15 protein-coding genes are annotated in these 17,674 nt (G+C 65.9%); 10 read left to right on the plus strand and 5 right to left on the minus strand.

Annotated elements, in window-relative coordinates; translation table 11 throughout:
- Nucleotides 1–23 precede the first annotated feature (23 nt).
- A complete protein-coding gene (locus ACK6C6_RS12565) occupies nt 24–1,298 on the plus strand; it encodes a TCR/Tet family MFS transporter (RefSeq protein WP_409267593.1) in 1,275 nt (424 codons plus the stop codon).
- A 4-nt stretch (nt 1,299–1,302) separates the two neighbouring features.
- On the opposite strand, the gene ACK6C6_RS12570 is transcribed toward ACK6C6_RS12565, so the two are convergent.
- Nucleotides 1,303–3,465 (minus strand): TonB-dependent receptor plug domain-containing protein, encoded by a 2,163-nt coding sequence (locus tag ACK6C6_RS12570; protein WP_409267594.1) that lies wholly within the window; start codon nt 3,463–3,465, stop codon nt 1,303–1,305.
- A 169-nt stretch (nt 3,466–3,634) separates the two neighbouring features.
- Nucleotides 3,635–5,842, minus strand: coding sequence for a TonB-dependent receptor plug domain-containing protein (locus tag ACK6C6_RS12575; RefSeq protein WP_409267595.1), 2,208 nt, complete (start codon nt 5,840–5,842; stop codon nt 3,635–3,637).
- A gap of 242 nt (nt 5,843–6,084) precedes the next feature.
- Here ACK6C6_RS12575 and asd point away from each other — a divergent pair, with 242 nt between their 5' ends.
- The gene (gene asd, locus ACK6C6_RS12580; protein ID WP_409267596.1) at nt 6,085–6,900 is read left to right on the plus strand and encodes an archaetidylserine decarboxylase; all 816 of its coding nucleotides are present in this window, start codon (nt 6,085–6,087) and stop codon (nt 6,898–6,900) included.
- On the opposite strand, the gene ACK6C6_RS12585 is transcribed toward asd, so the two are convergent.
- Nucleotides 6,833–7,816, minus strand: a complete 984-nt coding sequence (locus ACK6C6_RS12585; RefSeq protein ID WP_409267597.1) for a LysR family transcriptional regulator — start codon at nt 7,814–7,816, stop codon at nt 6,833–6,835. The two genes, asd and ACK6C6_RS12585, sit on opposite strands and share 68 nt — an antisense overlap.
- Nucleotides 7,817–7,928: 112 nt before the next feature.
- Here ACK6C6_RS12585 and ACK6C6_RS12590 point away from each other — a divergent pair, with 112 nt between their 5' ends.
- From ACK6C6_RS12590 to ACK6C6_RS12600, 3 genes are all read left to right on the plus strand, one after another.
- Nucleotides 7,929–8,525 carry an FMN-dependent NADH-azoreductase gene (locus ACK6C6_RS12590; RefSeq protein WP_036205583.1) on the plus strand — a complete coding sequence of 199 codons (597 nt, stop codon included), beginning with the start codon at nt 7,929–7,931 and terminating at the stop codon, nt 8,523–8,525.
- Nucleotides 8,526–8,590: 65 nt separating this feature from the next.
- Nucleotides 8,591–9,463 carry a pirin family protein gene (locus ACK6C6_RS12595; RefSeq protein WP_409267598.1) on the plus strand — a complete coding sequence of 291 codons (873 nt, stop codon included), beginning with the start codon at nt 8,591–8,593 and terminating at the stop codon, nt 9,461–9,463.
- 66 nt (nt 9,464–9,529) lie between these two features.
- A complete protein-coding gene (locus ACK6C6_RS12600; RefSeq protein WP_209586907.1) occupies nt 9,530–10,003 on the plus strand; it encodes a hypothetical protein in 474 nt (157 codons plus the stop codon).
- Here ACK6C6_RS12600 and ACK6C6_RS12605 read toward each other — a convergent pair.
- Entirely contained in the window at nt 9,984–11,120 is a 1,137-nt protein-coding gene (locus ACK6C6_RS12605) for an acyltransferase family protein (protein ID WP_409267599.1), read from the minus strand. The two genes, ACK6C6_RS12600 and ACK6C6_RS12605, sit on opposite strands and share 20 nt — an antisense overlap.
- A 119-nt stretch (nt 11,121–11,239) precedes the next feature.
- Here ACK6C6_RS12605 and ACK6C6_RS12610 point away from each other — a divergent pair, with 119 nt between their 5' ends.
- The 5 genes from ACK6C6_RS12610 to ACK6C6_RS12630 all read left to right on the plus strand — a co-directional run bounded on the left by ACK6C6_RS12610 (nt 11,240) and on the right by ACK6C6_RS12630 (nt 17,242).
- A complete protein-coding gene (locus tag ACK6C6_RS12610) occupies nt 11,240–12,211 on the plus strand; it encodes a succinylglutamate desuccinylase/aspartoacylase family protein (protein ID WP_409267600.1) in 972 nt (323 codons plus the stop codon).
- 95 nt (nt 12,212–12,306) lie between these two features.
- Nucleotides 12,307–12,603 carry a helix-turn-helix transcriptional regulator gene (locus tag ACK6C6_RS12615; protein ID WP_027868136.1) on the plus strand — a complete coding sequence of 99 codons (297 nt, stop codon included), beginning with the start codon at nt 12,307–12,309 and terminating at the stop codon, nt 12,601–12,603.
- A 13-nt stretch (nt 12,604–12,616) separates the two neighbouring features.
- A complete protein-coding gene (locus tag ACK6C6_RS12620; protein ID WP_209586910.1) occupies nt 12,617–13,672 on the plus strand; it encodes an alkene reductase in 1,056 nt (351 codons plus the stop codon).
- A gap of 192 nt (nt 13,673–13,864) precedes the next feature.
- Nucleotides 13,865–16,519: an aminopeptidase N gene (gene pepN / locus ACK6C6_RS12625; RefSeq protein ID WP_409267601.1), complete on the plus strand. Its 2,655-nt coding sequence runs from the start codon at nt 13,865–13,867 to the stop codon at nt 16,517–16,519.
- Nucleotides 16,520–16,915: 396 nt separating this feature from the next.
- Complete coding sequence (locus ACK6C6_RS12630; protein WP_409267602.1) at nt 16,916–17,242, plus strand: hypothetical protein; 327 nt, start codon at nt 16,916–16,918, stop codon at nt 17,240–17,242.
- 21 nt (nt 17,243–17,263) lie between these two features.
- Here ACK6C6_RS12630 and ACK6C6_RS12635 read toward each other — a convergent pair whose 3' ends face one another.
- Nucleotides 17,264–17,602 carry a hypothetical protein gene (locus ACK6C6_RS12635; protein ID WP_409267603.1) on the minus strand — a complete coding sequence of 113 codons (339 nt, stop codon included), beginning with the start codon at nt 17,600–17,602 and terminating at the stop codon, nt 17,264–17,266.
- Nucleotides 17,603–17,674: the final 72 nt, after the last annotated feature.

Consider the following 17,674-nt stretch of genomic DNA (forward strand, 5'->3'; position numbering starts at 1 on the left):
ATGTCATCCGCTTCGAGGCATCCATGACCAGCCCCACCGCTTTGCCGACCGCCAGCCCCGGCAAACTGAACTTCGTCCTGGTCTGCATCTTCATCGACATGCTCGGCATCGGGCTGATCGTGCCGGTGATGCCGCTGCTGGTCGGGCAGTTCGTCCCGGCGCGCGACGACCAGGCCCTGTGGTTCGGGGTGCTGGCCGCGACCTTCGGGGTGCTGCAGTTCCTGTTCATGCCGGCCCTCGGCGCCCTCAGCGACCGCATCGGCCGGCGCCCGGTGCTGCTGTATTCGATGGGGGGCATGTGCGTCAACTTCCTGGTCACCGCCTGGTCGCCGAGCCTGTTCTGGCTGTTCATCGGCCGCGTCATCGGCGGCATGTCCTCGGCCAGCATGTCGGTGGCTGCGGCCTACGCCTCGGACATCTCGACCAAGGAAAACCGCGCGAAAAGCTTCGGCAAGATCGGCGCCGCCTTCGGCCTGGGCTTCATCTGCGGGCCCATGCTCGGCGGCCTGCTCGGCAACAACGACCTGCGCCTGCCCTTCTACGTGGCGGCGCTGCTGGGCGCCGCCAACCTCGTCTACGGCTACTTCATGGTGCCGGAGTCGCTCCCCGCCGGCCAGCGCCCGCCCTTCTCCTGGGCGCGCCTGAATCCCCTGGCCGCCCTGTTGCGGCTGGGGCGGCGCACCGACATCCGCGGCCTGATCGTCGCCATCACGCTGGTCACCTTCGGCCAGATGATGCTGCAGTCGACCTGGGTGCTGTACACCACCTTCCGCTTCGACTGGACGCCGCGCGATAACGGCATCGCCATGTTCTGCGTCGGCCTGGTGTCGGCGGTAGTCCAGGCCTGGCTGCTGGCGATCCTGATCCGGCGCTTCGGCGAGGTGCGCCTGTCGCTGATGGGGATCACCTCGGGCGCCCTGACCCTGCTCGGCTACGGCCTGGCAACCCAGGGCTGGATGATGTACGCGCTCATCCTGTGCAACGTGCTGGGCTTCGCCGCCACGCCGGCGCTGCAGGCGATCGTCTCCAAGGCCACGCCCGCCAACCAGCAGGGTGAGCTCATGGGCTCGCTGCAGTCGATCAGCAGCCTGGGGGTGATCATCACGCCGATCATCGGCACCGCCATCCTGGCCACCGTCAGCCACCTGCCGCCGGGCGACTGGCGCATCGGCAGCCACTTCCTGCTGTGCGCGGGCATGCAGACGGTGGCGATCCTGGTGGCCTGGCGTTACTTCCGCACCCACCGCGTGCATGACAGCCATGGCGAGAGCCAGGGCAAGGAAGAGATACGGGCCTGACCGGTCAGAACTTCAGTTCCAGCGTGGTGCGCAGCTTGATCCCATTCGGATAATTCCAGCGGCGCTTCTCCAGGCCGCCGACCGGATCGTAGTAGCTCGGCTCGAAGGAGTTGCCTTGTTCCAGCAGGTTCGACAGCGCGACCCGCAGCACGGTCTTCGGGTTGAAGGTCCAGGCCGCATAGGTGTCGAGGTCGGTGCGGCCGATCCGGTAGAAGCCGCGGTTGGCCGCCACCTGCACGTAGCCGCCGCGCCGGTAGGCCACGCTGGCCCCGAGCGCCAGCGCGCCGGACTTGTAGTCGGCGCCGAGGTTGGCCGTGAGCGGCACCTGCTGTTCCATCCGGTTGTGCGGGCCCGGCACCGAGTCGACCTGTGACCAGTAGCGGCTGACGCTGGCGCGCAGGTCGATCGCAGGCGCGCCGGCGTACAGCGCCTTGAGCGGGAACTTGGTCTCGATCTCGAGGCTGCGCATGACGGCGCGGTCGTCGTTCACCGGCGTGAAGATCCAGCGCCGGCCGTCGAAGTAGATGTGGTTGCTGGTGTAGTCGTCGATACGGCGCAGCGCGCCGCTCACCGACAGCATCGCACCCTCGGCCCAGTAGTGCTCCCAGGCGGCATCCAGGCCCCAGGCCAGTTCCGGCTTCAGGTTCGGGTTGCCTTGGAAATCGGCCTCGGTGGCGCTGTTGTTTTCCCATGCCGAACGGCGCGGCACGATGCTGTCCAGGTCGGGCGCCTTGTAGGTGCGGCTGAGCGCGAAGCGGAGCTGGTCCGCGTCCTTGCCCTCCTTGGCCGGAAACTTGTACAGGGTTTGCAGGATCGGGCTCAGGACGCTCGAACGCACGCGCGTCGATTCCACGGCATTGCCCGACACGCGCGTGCGCACGCCTTCCCAGCGGGCGCCCAGGTAGACCGACCAGCGTGGATCGATGGTCCATTCGTCCTGCACGTAGAAGGCGGCGCGGCTGACCTGGGCGCGGAAGTCCTCGTCCAGCAGCTGGCCTGGTGCGAATACCCGGACCGTGTCGCGCTCGGCGCGGATATCGGTGCTCTCATTGACGCGCAGGTCCCAGCCCAGCGCCAGCAGATGCCCGCCATCCATCGTGCGGCTGGCCTTGCCGGTGGTGTTCAGGCCCCGGGCGTGGGTGTCGGACAAGGTGCTCCCCTCGGTTTCCGGCAGGCCCCTGGCGTCGAGGCCGCTGCGGCGGACGAACATCTTGCGCGACGACCATTCGGCGCCCAGCTTGGCGTCGAGTTTCAGGCCCGTCTCGGTGGTGCGGGTCCAGCTCAGGTCCGACTTCAGCATGCGGTCGTCCATTTCGCCGAAGGTCTGCAGGTCCGGCGTCTGCGGCGGCCGTCCAATCAGGGTGGTGACGATCGGATGGGCCCCATTGCGAAAGCTCGAGCTGTTGGCGATGGTTTCCCACGCCAGGGTGTCGCCGTTGTCGAGGGTCCAGTTCAGGCGCGGGCTCAGGTTCAGGCGGTTCATGTGCCCCTTCTCCGGCGCGTGCACCGTGCGATACATGTCGACCCTGCCATCGGGCCGGGTGTTCTCCTCGAAGCCGCCCCACTCCCGATCCAGGCTGTCATGGTTGCCGCTGGCCGAGAACGACCAGGACGATTTCTCGGCGCGGTCGCCCACCTGGGTGCTGAAGGTCGGGCCGCGGAAGTCGTTCGAGAGCAGGTAGCCCAGCTTGGCCTCGCGCTGGCGCTGGTTGGTTTTCTTGCGCAGCACGATGTTGATGGTGCCGGCCACCGACTCTGCCGAGAACTCGGCGGTCGCCACCCGCAGCACCTCGATGCGCTCGATCATGTCGGGCGACAGGGTGTCAAGGGCGAAGCCGGCCGGGGTCCGCTCGCCGTTCACCAGGATCTGGGTATAGCCGCCGCCCAGGCCGCGCATCCGGATCTGGGTGCTGCGCCCGGCCCCCGTCGTGACGGTCACGCCCGGGATGCGCTTGAGGACGTCGGCGACATTGCTGTCCCCATAGCGGACCACCTCGTCACGGTTGATCACGATGCGGGCGGCGGTATCGTCGCGGCGGGGATCGTAACCTGCCCCCTTCACCTCGACCTGCTGGATGGCGCCGTCCGCGGTACTTTCTTGGGCGGTTGCCTGGGCACAGAGCCCGGCGACAAGGACTACCAGGTAACGGGGGCGCAGCAATGTCATTCCAGTCTCCGGAAATAGTTGTTCAATTAATGTGAAGAACTATATTCCATGCAATGGCAGGATGTAAACGTCGCACAGACGAGTTTATTGCTACGACATAGCAATCTAATTTTCCATGACAAAGAAAAACCCGGCACAGAGGCCGGGTTCGGGTCGGATCGAGCTCCTGTCAGAACTTCAGTTCATAGGTCAGGCGGTAGCGCACCCCCTGCGGGAACACGAAGCGGCGGGTCTGCGCACCGAAGCGTGCGTCCTCGTAGGTGTTCTCGTTGATGAAGTCCTGGCTCGTCATGTTGCTGACCGCGAAACGCAGCTGGCGCTGGGCGTCGAACTTCCACAGCGCGTACATGTCCAGCTCGCGGCGCGGGATCACGTAGGCGCGCTGGTTGGTCGACACCCGCACCGGACCGCCGCGGCGGTAGGCGAAGCTGCCGCCGGTGGTCAGGGCGCCCAGCTTGTAGTCGGCGCCCAGGTTGACCGTCAGCGGGGTCTGCTGGTCGAGGCGGTTGTTCGGGCCCGGCACCGATTCCACGCGCGACCAGTTGCGGTTGACGCTGGCGCGCAGGTCGACCGCCGGCGCGTCCTTCATGACCGCCTTGAGCGGGAACTTGGTCTCGATTTCCAGCGAGCGCGTGGTAGCGCTGTCCTGGTTGCTCGGGGTCTGGATCCAGCGCTCGCCGTCGAAATAGGTCAGGTTGCGGGTGAAGTCGCTGATGCGGCGCTGCGACACGCTCACCGACAGCAGCGCGCCGTCGGCCCAGTAATGCTCCCAGGCGGCGTCGATGCCGAAGGCCAGTTCCGGCTTCAGGTTCGGGTTGCCGCGGTAATCCGGTTCGGTCGAGCTGTTGTTCTCGCTGACCTGGCGGCGCGGGGTCAGGCTGCCCACGCCCGGCGCTTTATAGGTGCGGGTCAGGGCCAGGCGCACCTGGTCGCCTTTTTTACCCGGAATCTTGTACAGGGTCTGCATGATCGGGCTCCACACGTTGGAGCTCGATTCGCCGCGCTCGAAGGTATTGCCGGTGACGCGGGTGCGGATGCCCTCCCAGCGCGCGCCCAGGTACATCGACCAGGCCGGGGTGATGTTCCATTCGTCCTGCGCGAACATGGCCAGGCGCTTGACGCGCGCTTCCGAGACTTCGTAGACCGGCACGTTGCCGCTCACACGCACGCGGTTGATGTCGTTGCGCTCGTCGTCGCGGGTGTCGACGCCGCCGTCCCAGCCGAAGGCGAAAGTGTGGCCCTTCTCGATGCTGCGGCTGTACTTGCCGGTGGAGTTGAAGCCGCGGTCGCGGCCCTCGAGCAGGCTGGTGGTGTCCAGCAGCGCCACGCCGGCGCCCGTTGCGGCCGTGCGGTGCGAGGTGCTGTCATTCTCCATGGCCTGCGCCCCCACCTTCAGGTCGAGCTTGGCGCCGGACTCGAACTTGCGCGCCCAGGAGAGGTCGGAGCGCAGGAACCCGTTCTTCGCCTCGAAGGCATTGGCCAGGGTCGGGAACGGCGGCGGCGGGCCGATCAGGGTCGTGGTCGGCTGGCTGAAGCGGTTCTGGAAGCGGTGCTGGTTGATGAAAGTCTGCGAGGTCAGGGTATTGTCCTGGCCGAGCGTCCAGTTCAGGCGCGGGCTCAGGTTGATGACGCTCATCTCGCCCTTCTGCGGCAGCACCATGGTGCGCAGCATGGTGACTTCGCCATTCGGTGCCACGCCGCGTTCCTCGCCGGTGGACTCGAACTCGAAGCGGTCCTTCATCGCGTTGGCCGAGATCGAGTACGAGAAGCCACCAATGCGGTCGGACATCTGCAGGTTGGCGTTCGGACCGTAGCCGTTGCTCGATCCCTGGGCCGCCAGCTTCAGTTCGCGCAGGCGGTTCTTCACCGAGCGCTTCAGGATGATGTTGATGGTGCCGGCCACCGACTGGGTCGAGAACTCGGCGCTGGCGGCGCGCAGCACCTCGATGCGCTCGATCGAGTCCGGCGCCAGCGAGTCCATCGAGAAGCCGGCCGGCGCGCGCTCGCCGTTGACCAGGATCTGGGTATAACCCGCGCCCAGGCCGCGCATGCGGATCTCGCCGCCGCGGCCGTTGGAAGAATTGACGGTGATGCCGGGCACGCGCTTGAGCACGTCCAGCACATTGGTGTCGCCGTACTTGGTGATCTCTTCGCTGCTGACCACGACCTTGGTGGCGGTGTCGTCGCGGCGCGGGTCGTAGCTGTCGGCCGTGCCCTTCACCTCGACCTGGGTGATCTTCTTGGCCGGCTCCGCCTTGGTCGCAGCGGCTGGCGCCGGGGTCTTGGCCTCTTGCGCGGAGGCGCTGAGGGCCGGGAGGCACAGGCTGATCGCGGCGGCGAGCACGGTCAAACGGAAGGGACGGGATACGGGGGACATTGAATACTTCGAAAGTGATAGGAGTCGCAATTGTCCCAGAAGCAATTCAGCCTGTCTCCAAGAATCGAATATGCATGCTGCAACTATTTTTCTCGCATACGCCGTCCATACGAGCACTGGAGTACACTGTTGGCAGGCGATAAACATGCATTCCCGTATGTGAAGCCCGTATAATGCGCGATCGTTTTCAAACCGAGAGGCCCATCCAAGTGTCCCGTCTAAAAGTCCTGCCCCAATATGTGATGCCGAAGACGGCGCTGACCAACTTCGCCGGCCGTGTCGCCGGCGCCAAGGGCGGCGCGATGACCACGCGCCTGATCCGCTGGTTCGTCGGCAAGTACGGCGTCAACATGGACGAGGCGGCGAACCCGGACATCGCGAGCTACAGCAGCTTCAACGAGTTCTTCACGCGCCCGCTGCGTAGCGACGCGCGGCCGCTGGCGCATGCCGATTTCGTGTGCCCGGTGGACGGCGCGATCAGCCAGTTCGGCGACATCGACGACCACCACATCTTCCAGGCCAAGGGACACAAGTTCACCAGCGCGGAGCTGGTGGGCGGCGACGAGACGCTGGCAGCCCACTTCCAGCACGGCCACTTCGCCAACCTCTACCTGAGCCCGAAGGACTACCACCGCATCCACATGCCCTGCGACGGCCGCCTGACGCGCATGATCTATGTGCCGGGCAAGCTGTTCTCGGTGAACCCGACCACGGCGCGCGGCGTGCCGGGCCTGTTCGCCCGCAACGAGCGTGTCGTGTGCGTGTTCGAATCGGAAGAACACGGTCCCTTCGTGATGACCCTGGTGGGCGCCACCATCGTCGGCAGCATGGCCACCAGCTGGCACGGCGTGGTCAATCCGCCGCGCATGCCGCGCATCTGCGAATGGAATTACGATGCGCACCCTGTCGTGCTGAAGAAGGGCGAAGAGATGGGCCGCTTCCTGCTCGGTTCCACCGTCGTCATGCTCTTCAAGAAGGGGACGATTTCCTTCAACGGCGAGTGGGCGCCGGAGCGTCCGGTGCGCCTGGGCGAGGTGATGGGAAACCATCCTCGCTGATCACGCTCGGGGTTCGGTCACCGACTTCCGTACATTTCTCTTCCATCAGGTCGAGGAAGGCCCGGGTCTTGGCCGGCATCAGGCGGCGGCCCGGAAAGACCGCCCAGCCCTGGGTGGTCGGCGGTTCCCATTCCGGCAGCACCCGCACCAGCTCCCCCGTCTGCAGGTAAGGCCCGGCGAAGGTCAGCGAGCTGGCCGCGATGCCGGCGCCGCGCGACGCCAGCCGCGCCAGCAGCTCGGGCGAATTGGCGGTGAGGCGCGCCGGCACTTGCCGTTCCCAGCGCAGCTTGCCGCGGGTGAGCACCCAGGGCGTCGCGCCGCCGTAGCGGCTCAGCATGCACAGCAGGTCGTGCTGCAGCAGGTCGTCGGGATGCTCGGGCAAGCCGTGCCGGGCCACGTACGCGGGCGAGGCATACAGCCCCCAGTGTTCGAGGTTGATCGGGCGCGCGTTCAGCGAAGCGTCGTCCGGCAGCTCGCCCATGCGGATCGCGATGTCGTAACCCTCGGCGATCAGGTCGACCCGGCGCGGCGACAGGTCCATCTCCAGTGACACCTCGGGATAGCGCGCGATGAAGCGCGCGATCACCTCTTGCAGGCCGATATTGGCGAAGTCGCCCGGCAGGGACATGCGCAGCTTGCCACTCGGTTCCTGCTGGCGGTGCTGGGCCAGCGCGCCGGCCGCCTCCACCTCTTCCGCCACCTTGCGCGCGTGCTCGAGCAGGCTGGCGCCGAATTCCGTCACCACCAGCTTGCGCGTGGTGCGCTGCAGGAGGCGCTCGCCCAGCTTCTGCTCCAGCAGCGCGATGCGGCGCGAGACAGTCGATTTGGGCTGCTGCACGCGCTCGGCGGCGCGGCTGAAGCTGCCGGCCTCGACGATCCGGGCGAAGAGCAGCAGGTCATTCGGTTCGACTTCCATGATTGTCCCATCAGTAGGATAATGTTATCCATTCTACTGTCTTCCGCAACGATTTTGGAACCGCTAAAGTGTCTCCATTGACAAACATTCTTGGAATGAAGGGACACAGAACATGAATATCCTGCACATCACCTCCAGCGTCCGTGGCAACGATTCGGAATCGACCCGCGTCACCAACCTCGTCGTCGACAAGCTGATCTCCAGCAATCCGGACGCCAAGGTGGTGCGCCGCGACTTCGGCGCCCAGCCCCATCCGCTGCTGGACGGCGCCGCCGTCGGCGCCCTGTTCACCCCGGCGGACAAGCGCAGCCCCGAGCAGGCCGCCCGCGTGGCCCTGGACGACGCGCTGATCGCCGAGGCGCAAGCCGCCGACGTGATCGTGATCGGTGCCCCGATGTACAACTTCGGCATGCCGGTGCAGCTGAAGAACTGGTTCGACGCGATCGCCCGTTCCGGCGTGACTTTCCGCTACACCGAGACCGGTCCGGAAGGCCTGCTGAAGAACAAGAAGGTCTACGTGGCCACCGCCCGTGGCGGCGTGTATCCGGTGGAAGCCGACCCGCAGGTGCCGCACATCCGCATGCTGCTGAACTTCCTGGGCCTGACCGACCACACCTTCATCTACTCGTCGGGCCTGAACATGGGTCCGGAGGCGGCGGCCAAGGGCCAGCAGGCTGCCAACGAGGCCGTGGAAGCGGCGCTGGCGTAATTCATGACCTGGAATCGCGCCGCCCCACGGCGGCGCATTACCGATCAACACACGAGGAGAACAGCATGACCCAGCAAACCAATACCGCATCGATCGCAAAATCGCGCGGCGTCGAACGCCTGATCCAGGGTCAGTTCGTGATGGACGGCGCGGGCGTGAAGATCAACCGCGTGCTGACCGGTTCCCTGCAGCGCCGCCTTGACCCCTTCCTGATGCTGGACGCCTTCGGCAGCGACAAGGCGGGCGACTACATCGCCGGCTTCCCGGAGCACCCGCACCGCGGCTTCGAGACCGTGACCTACATGCTCAACGGCCGCATGCGCCACCGCGACAGCGCCGGCAACGAGGGCCTGGTGACCAATGGCGGCGTGCAGTGGATGACGGCCGGCCGCGGCGTGATCCACTCCGAGATGCCGGAGCAGGACGAAGGCCTGATGGAAGGCTTCCAGCTGTGGCTCAACCTGCCCGCCAAGGACAAGATGATGGAGCCGTGGTACCGCGACATCCCGACCGAGGAAGTGCCGCGCTTTACCAGCGGCGACGGCGTGACCGTGCAGGTGATCGCGGGCGAGACCCACGGCGTGACGGGCGCGGTGCAGCGCGAGCACACCTTGCCGCTCTACCTCGACATCGAGATCCCGGCCGGCGTCAGCTTCGAGCAGCCGATCCCGCAGGGGCATAACGCCTTCCTGTACGTGTACCGGGGCGAAGCGGTGGTCGAGGGCAAGGGCGTGGCCAAGACGCGCATGGCGGTGCTGGACAATGCCGCGGGCGCCGACGGGGTGCGCATCAAGGCGCTCGAGCCGACCCGGCTGATCCTGCTGGCGGGGCGTCCGCTGAACGAGCCGATCGCGCAGCACGGCCCGTTCGTGATGAACACCACCGAAGAGCTGTACCAGGCCTTCGACGATTTCCGGGCGGGGCGGTTTGCAGCCTGAGGCTTTGCAGCCCGCTATTGCCGCCTGCTACACTGACGGGATGACGCTTGCTCATCCCGTTTTTTTATGCCCCTGATCGACACCCTGGCCGACCTGCTGGGCCGCGCCAGCCGCGCACTCGGCTTCGAAACGGCCGACTCCTTCCCGCCCGGCCACGCCTATGCGCGCACGCGCTGGAACAAGGCCTATTTCGACATCCCCTCGGACCTGAAACCCGACGCGATCGAGCAGCGCATGTGCGAAGCGATCGCCAACACCCCTTCCCTGTTCGGCGAGATCCTCAACCCGACGCCGCGCATGCAGCGCACCCTGCTGGGCATGATCGAGGGGCGCCTGCGGCGCGGCCAGGGGGCGCCGGTCGACCTGGCGGCGCTCCTGGTGGCGGCCTACCGCAGTCCGCATACGGTGGAGACCGTGCCGGGGCTGCGCCAGGCGATTCGCGACACCTCGGGCTACGAGCCGCACGTTCAGGCGAATGCGATTCTTGCCTACCTGGCGGATGCGCCGGCGGCGTTTGGCGTCATCGAGGCGCGGGGCTGAGCATGTCCGGCCGCGCAGCATTGCTCGGCACGTAGCGTTCGCGCAGCAGCATGCAGGGCGTCTCCACCAGCTTGTACAGCAGCCAGCCGCTCAAGACCGACAGCACCAGCAGCGCCGTGATCGTCAGCGGATGCTCGGCGCCGTAGCCCTGCCCCTTCATCCACTTCGCCGCCATCACGCACACCGGTTTGTGCAGCAGGTAGATCGCGTAGGACCACAGCGCCAGCGCGCCGGCGCCGGGCACCCGCAGGCCTCGCAGCAGCGAATGCTCCGACACGCTTGCTACGATCAGCAAGGAAAAACCCAGCGCCATCAATGGAAAACCGAACACGGTGATCCCGAAGCCGTAGCGGTCGTCGAGGAAGAACCAGAACGCCACCCCACATGAAAGCAGGCCCAGTACGCCCATCAGGTTGCCATGCCGGGTCAGGTGCGCCCAAACCCCGGCATGGTGGTTGCGCAGCAGCGCCAGCGCCACGCCGGCCAGCAGCTCGTCATACCTGCATAAGCTTGAGTAATAAATGTACTTGAAATAGAAGTAAAGCTTATAGTTCTGTCCCGCCATCTCCTCCCACAGCTCGGCGCGGATCAGCATACCGGCAATGAAGGCGAGCGCGATCCCGGTCCAGGCCAGGCGCAACGAGCCGCCGAACAGGATGCCCAGCAAGGCCACGGCCGGCAGCAGCATATAAAACTGTTCCTCGATCGCCAGCGACCAGGAGTGCGAGAAGGCGCTGCCCGGCTCCAGTGCGAAGTTCTGGATGAATGTCGCGTACTCCCACAGCGGCAGCAAGGGCGCGTCGCCGCGAAAGGCCGGCCACAGGAAGTACAGGGCCAGCACCACCCAGTAGTTCGGCAAGGTGCGCAGCAGGCGGCGCGCATAGAAGTGCTTCAGCGAGAAACCGCCCGGGCTTTTCAAGCTTGCAAAGATCTGGTTGCCGATCAGGTAGCCGGACAGCGCAAAGAACAGGTCGACCCCGACCCAGCCGACCTCGCCCACCCAGCCGAAGGTCGGCGCATCGCTGACGAACAGCACGTAATGGTGCAGGACGACCAGCGTCACGGCGAGCGCACGCAAGGTGTCGAGGCCGTGGACGCGGGTGGAGATGGAGGACATGCTGGCCGTTCTGGTTGGGAATTGCGGATCATGCCACGGCCCTTCGGCATCCGCCACTGTTTGCCGATAAAATGTCGGCACCCGAAACCTTCCACTCCCTTTTCCCGGATCAGCACCGCATGACTTCTCCGAGCCAGTACCAATTCAAGTCCGTCAACTACACCGGCCTGCAGCCGGGCCCGCGCGTCATCATCATGGGCGCGACCCATGGCAACGAAGTTTGCGGCACCAACGCCATCCGCCGCGTGATGGAAGAAATCGACAGTGGCCGCCTGCACATCGCGGCCGGCAGCGTGACCTTCGTGCCGATCGTGAACCCGAAGGCCTACGAGCAGAACACCCGCAACGGCGACCGCAACCTGAACCGCAACCTGTTCCCCAAGGAAGACCCGCAGGATTTCGAGGACCAGATCGCCAATTGGCTGTGCCCCCTGCTCGCCCAGCACGACGTGCTGCTCGACCTGCACTCCTTCAACGCGGTGGGCGGCCAGCCTTTCGTGATGGTCGGCCCGCTCAACAACGACGGCACCCTGCAGCCCTTCCAGCACGCCGAGAAGGAACGCGCATGGGCGCGCCGCCTGGGCGTGAAGCGCTTCGTGGACGGCTGGCTGGCCGCCTACGGCGACGGCGTCAAGCGCCGCAGCCGCAATGCCGACGAACTGGAAACCGTGCTGCGCTACGGCGTCGGCACCACCGAATACATGCGTACCACGGGCGGCTACGCGCTCACGCTCGAATGCGGCCAGCACGTCGATCCGACCGCGCCGGAAGTGGCCTACCGCGCCATCATGAACACGCTGGCGCACCTGGAGCTGATCGCGGCGCCCGATCCGGAGCCGGTGCCCTTCGACGAGATGGAAGCCCTGTCGATGGTCGTGGTGCACGACAAGCTGCACGCCGACGACGCGTTCAGCCGCGCCTGGGCCAGTTTCGATCCCGTGAACGAGGGCGACGAGATCGGCGTGCGCGCCGACGGCAGCAAGGTGGTGGCCGAGTTCAGCGGCCGCATCCTGTTCCCGGACGCCAAGGCCAATGCCAACTCGGAGTGGTACTACCTGACCCGCCCGAACCCGCGCTTCGGCCGGGAATAAGCACAACCCTGCTGAAGCCGTCGCCAGCAGGGTTTTCCGATATATCGTAAGATGACGATATTCGGATCGAAAGAACCCGATATAAGGAAGAGCTCATGGACATCGACGCGATCCACAAGGCCCTGGCCAACCCTGTGCGGCGCCAGATCCTGCATTGGCTGAAGGATCCGCAGCAGCATTTCGCCGAGCAGGAGCACCCGCTCGACATGGGCGTGTGCTGCAAGCTGATCGACCAGCGCGCCAAGCTGTCGCAATCGACGGTCTCGGCGCACCTGGCGACCCTGCACAAGGCAGGGCTGGTGAGCACGCGGCGCGTCGGACAGTTCATCTTCTTCCAGCGAAACGAGGAGGTCATCCAGGCCTTCCTCGATCAACTGAACGACGGACTTTAGGAGTACTCCAACGATGGCAACAATGTTTGACCCGATCAAAGTAGGCGCACTCGAACTGCCGAACCGCATCATCATGGCGCCGCTGACCCGCTCGCGCGCCGTCGGCGGCGGTCGCGTGCCGAACGCGATGATGGCCGAATACTACGTGCAGCGCGCCTCGGCCGGCCTGATCCTGTCGGAAGCCACCGCCGTGACCCCGATGGGCGTGGGCTATGCCGACACCCCGGGCATCTGGTCGGACGAACAGGTCGAAGGCTGGAAGATCGTCACCGACGCCGTGCACAAGGCAGGCGGACGCATCGTCCTGCAGCTGTGGCACGTGGGCCGCATCTCGGACCCGCACTTCCTCGACGGCCAGCTGCCGGTCGCACCGTCCGCGATTCAACCGAAGGGCCACGTGAGCCTGCTGCGTCCGATGCGCGACTATGCCACCCCGCGCGCGCTCGAAACCCATGAGATCCCGGCAATCGTCGCGGCATACCGCAAGGGTGCCGAGAACGCGAAAAAGGCCGGTTTCGACGGCGTGGAGATCCACGGCGCCAACGGCTACCTGCTCGACCAGTTCCTGCAGGACTCCACCAACCAGCGCAGCGACCAGTATGGCGGCTCGGTCGAGAACCGCGCCCGCCTGATGCTCGAAGTGACCGACGCCTGCATCGAGGTGTGGGGCGCCGACCGCGTCGGCATGCACCTGGCGCCGCGCCGCGATTCGCACGACATGGGCGACTCCAACCCGCGCGAGACCTTCGGCTACGTCGCGCGCGAACTCGGCAAGCGCGGCATCGCCTTCATCTGCGCGCGCGAAGCCGTCGGCGGCGACAGCCTGGGCGCGCACCTGAAGAAGGAATTCGGCGGCGTCTACATCGCCAACGAAAAGCTGACCAAGGAAAGCGCGCAGCAGCTGATCGAGTCGGGCGCGGCCGATGCGGTGGCCTTCGGCGTGTGGTTCATCGCCAATCCTGACCTGCCGAAGCGCCTGAAGCAGGATGCGCCGCTGAACCAGCCGCGACCGGAGCTGTTCTATGCGCCCGGGGCGGAGGGGTATATCGACTACCCGACGCTGAACTGATTCGGCCGTCGTCCACCGAAACGGGTTCCCCTTCGCGGGAACCCGTTTTTATTTGTGCAGCACGCTTCGCTCCGCACCCGTACGTACGTTCTGTTTTCGTATATGTATGTGGTGTAAACGACACCCCGCTCATGCTATTCTTGCGCGATTATTTTTATCGCGCACCGAGCCTGCGCCGTCCCAGGAGACCACGTGAAACACTTCGCCCCCCGCGCCATGGCATTCGCCATCGCTTCCGCTTTCGTCTTCAACGCCGCAAGCGCTGCGCCCGCAGTTGCCGGCGCTGCGCGCGCCGAGAACGCCTACCTCTCGGAAGCCGACGCCATGGCCAGGTCAAGCCGCGTGTCGAACGTGGACTACGTGCTCGATTTCACGCTCACCGGCAAGGAAAACTTCGCCGGCACCACCACCGTCAGCTTCGACCTCAAGGATACCGACTCGGCCCTGACCATCGACCTCGACAAGGCGACCGTCAAGTCGGTCAGCATCAACGGCAAGCAGGTCCCGACCCGCTACAACAACTGGTTCGTCACCCTGGCGCCGGAACACCTGGCCAAGGGCCGCAACACCGTCACAATCAGCTACGAGCGCCCGCACAGCACCAACGGCGAAGGCCTGCACCGCATGGTCGACCCGGTCGATAACCGGGTCTATACTTATTCGCACTTCGAGCCGGCCGCAGCGCACCAGATGTTCGCCGTGTTCGACCAACCCGACCTGAAGGCCACCTACACCGTCACCGTGAATGCCCCGGCCGACTGGCACGTGATCACCACGACGCGCGAGTCGAACATTGCGGATGCAAGCGGCGGCAAGCGCTGGACCTTCCCGAAGACCAAGAAGCTCAGCCCCTACAATTTCTCGATGCACGCCGGCCCGTACCAGGTCTGGGAAGACAAGAGCGGCAAGTACCCGATGCGTCTGTTTGCGCGCCAGTCGGTGGCCAAGCAGGTGACCCCAGCCGACTGGTTCCGCTACACCAAGGCCGGCCTGGAGTTCTTCGACAACTACTACGGCATCCCTTACCAGTTCGAGAAATACGACCAGCTCCTGGTGCCTGACTTCCTGTACGGCGCCATGGAGAACGCCGCCGCGATCACCTTCGCCGAAGCCGGCTTCCTGTACAAGGCCGAGATGACCCCGGCGCAGAAGATGCGCCTGGCCGAAGTCATCATGCACGAGATGGCGCACCAGTGGTTCGGCGACCTGGTCACCATGAAGTGGTGGAACGGCCTGTGGCTGAACGAGAGCTTCGCGTCCTTCATGGCGACCCTGGCCACCGCCGAAGCCACCGAATTCAAGGACGCCTGGCAGGCCTTTTACCAGGAAGACAAGCAGGGCGCCTACACCATGGACCAGAAGGTCTCGACCCACCCGATCGAGGTGCCGGTGCCCTCCTCGGCCAATGCCTTCGACAACATCGACGCGATCACCTATTCGAAAGGCGCGTCGACCCTGAAGCAGCTGCGCCACATGCTGGGTGAGGAAACCTTCCGCAAGGGCGTGCACAACTACCTGGTGAAATACTCCTGGCAGAACGCCACGCTCGACGACTTCATCAAGAGTCTGGGCGAAGCGGCCGGCCGCGACCTGTCCAAGTGGAGCCAGGAATGGCTGTACCAGGCCGGCGTGAACACCATCACCGCCAACTACAGCTGCTCGAACGGAAAAATCAGCAACTTCTCGCTGGCCCAGACCGCGCCGAGCAAGGCCTTGCCGACCCTGCGCGAGCAGCGCGTGCAGGTAGGCGCCTTCAAGCGCGAGAACGGCAAGCTGGTGCTGGCCAAGAACGTGCCGGTGACCTATTCCGGCGCCAAGACCAATGTCGCCGGCATGGTCGGCAGCGCCTGTCCCGACCTGGTGTACCCGAACTACCAGGACTGGGGCTTCGTGAAGGTCAACCTCGACAAGCGCTCTTTCGAGACCGCCCGCACTACCCTGGGCGGCGTGGAAGACCCGCTGCTGCGCGCCATGCTGTGGCAGGCCCTGTGGGACGGCGTGCGCGACGCCAAGCTGCCGCTCAACGAATTCATCGACGTGGCGCTCGCCAACGCGCCTCAGGAGAAGGATTACACCCTGCTGGGCGACGTGCTGGGCAAGGTCGCCACCTCGAAGTACTACCTCGACGCCATGGGCCTCGACAATGCCTACGCGAAGAAGACCGGCAAGGCGCTGGAAGACATGGCCTGGCAAGGCGTGGTGGCCAGCCGCGGCAACGATGCCTTCCAGCGCCGCTGGTTCGGCACCTACATGGGCCTGGCGAGCAGCCCGGAAGCGCTGGCGCGCCTGGCCGGCATGCTCGAAGGTAAGGGCACCGAAGGCCTGAACATCAGCCAGGATCAGCGCTGGGCCATCATCAACCGCCTGAACCGCTTCAACGTCCCCGGCGCGGCCGGATTGGTCGAAGCCGAGCAGGCGCGCGACAAGTCCGACACCGGCCAGGGCGCGGCGCTGGCCGCGACCGTGGTGCGTCCGGATCCGAAGGTCAAGAGCGAGTGGCTGGGCACGGTGGAAGACCTGAAGACCAAGCTGCCGTTCTCGCGCATCCGCACCGCGATGGGCGCCATGTATCCGGTCGAGCAGCACAAGCTGGCCGAACAGACCGCGAGCGAGCGCCTGGCCAAGCTGCCGGCGATCGACAAGGCGGCCGGTCCGGTCTTCATGCGCACCTATGCGGGCACAATGATCCCGGCCGGCTGCACGCCGCAAAGCGTCCAGCGCCTGCAGCGCGCCGCCGACACCATGAAGGACCTGTCGGCCGGCACCCGCCGCTCGCTGCTCGACACGCTGCAGGAAGACCAGCGCTGCGTGGCGATCAAGAAGGCATTGACCGCACCGAAGGCGTAATCGCCGATAGTGACGGTCTACCCACACAGCAGGCCCGGCTGGCCCCTGGTGGCCACGCTGGGGGTCCACCTGCTGCTGGCCTGGAGCTGGCGGATCGCGCATCCGCCGGCGCCAGATGCGCGCGCAGAACAGCTCATCGACCTGGTTCCCTTGCCGCCGCCGTCACCTCAGCTCCCGCGGATCCGTTCGGAACCGCCGCTTCCCCGCCCTGCCATGCCCAAGGAGCGACGCGCGCGTAGTGAGGCTGCAGATACAGGCACGTCGCCCGAGCCGGAACCCGTTACTCACCCACAGGAAATACCGGCAACGGCCGCCGACCCCTTCGCCATCACGGCCCCTTCCGCTTCGGCTGAACCCGCACTCGATGCGATGGTCGGGCGCGCGAAACGCGACGCCATGATCATCGACCGCGAGATGCGCAAGGGGAAGTCAGGCGTGCCGGAAGTCGCCGACACCCCGATGGGACGCTTCAGGCAGGCGCTCGAAGCTGCCCACAAGGACAGCAGTCGCGGCTTGAGCAGCGACACCTATACCGCGCCCGACGGCCAGGTCATCTACCGTTTCCGCCAGGGCGGCAAGGTATGGTGCCGCACAGGCGGCAGCGTCCGCCCGCAGATCGGAGGCGCGAACGGCGGCGGGGCCACCCAGTTCGACAGCGCCGGCGGCGGAGGCGCCGCGGGGTTGATCCGCTGTCCGAGCCATGGGGACTGGAAGCGCGACTGAAACGACCCCGGCTTAGGCGCCTCAGCGCTTGCCGACCTTGCCGCCCGCGGCGGGCGCGCACAGTTCCTGGACCCGGCGCCAGGCCCCGGTGCCTTCGCATACCACCGGCGGGCGCCCCTGCAGCAGCTTGCCAAGGTCGAGCGGCTTGCCCTCGTTGACGGTGACGCCGCGGTTGATCGGGATGCACATCGCGTCGTGCCAGGCCGCCGCATAGCCATCCGGCGTCGGCAAGGGCCCGCGCGCCCGCAGCGCGGCCGCCTCGCATGCCTTTTTCGTCTGGAAAGTTCCACGCAGGCTGGTGCTCTCCAGGCTCACATCGCGGTGCTGCTGCAGATAGAGCAGCAGGATCATCGTAAACATTCACACTCCTTCAGTATCCCGCACGCCTGACTTGGTTCAAACGTCCGCGCCGCCCCGACAGTTAGCCTGTGG

This window comes from Massilia sp. BHUDP2 (assembly GCF_046236355.1).
Taxonomy (GTDB): domain Bacteria; phylum Pseudomonadota; class Gammaproteobacteria; order Burkholderiales; family Burkholderiaceae_D; genus Telluria; species Telluria varians.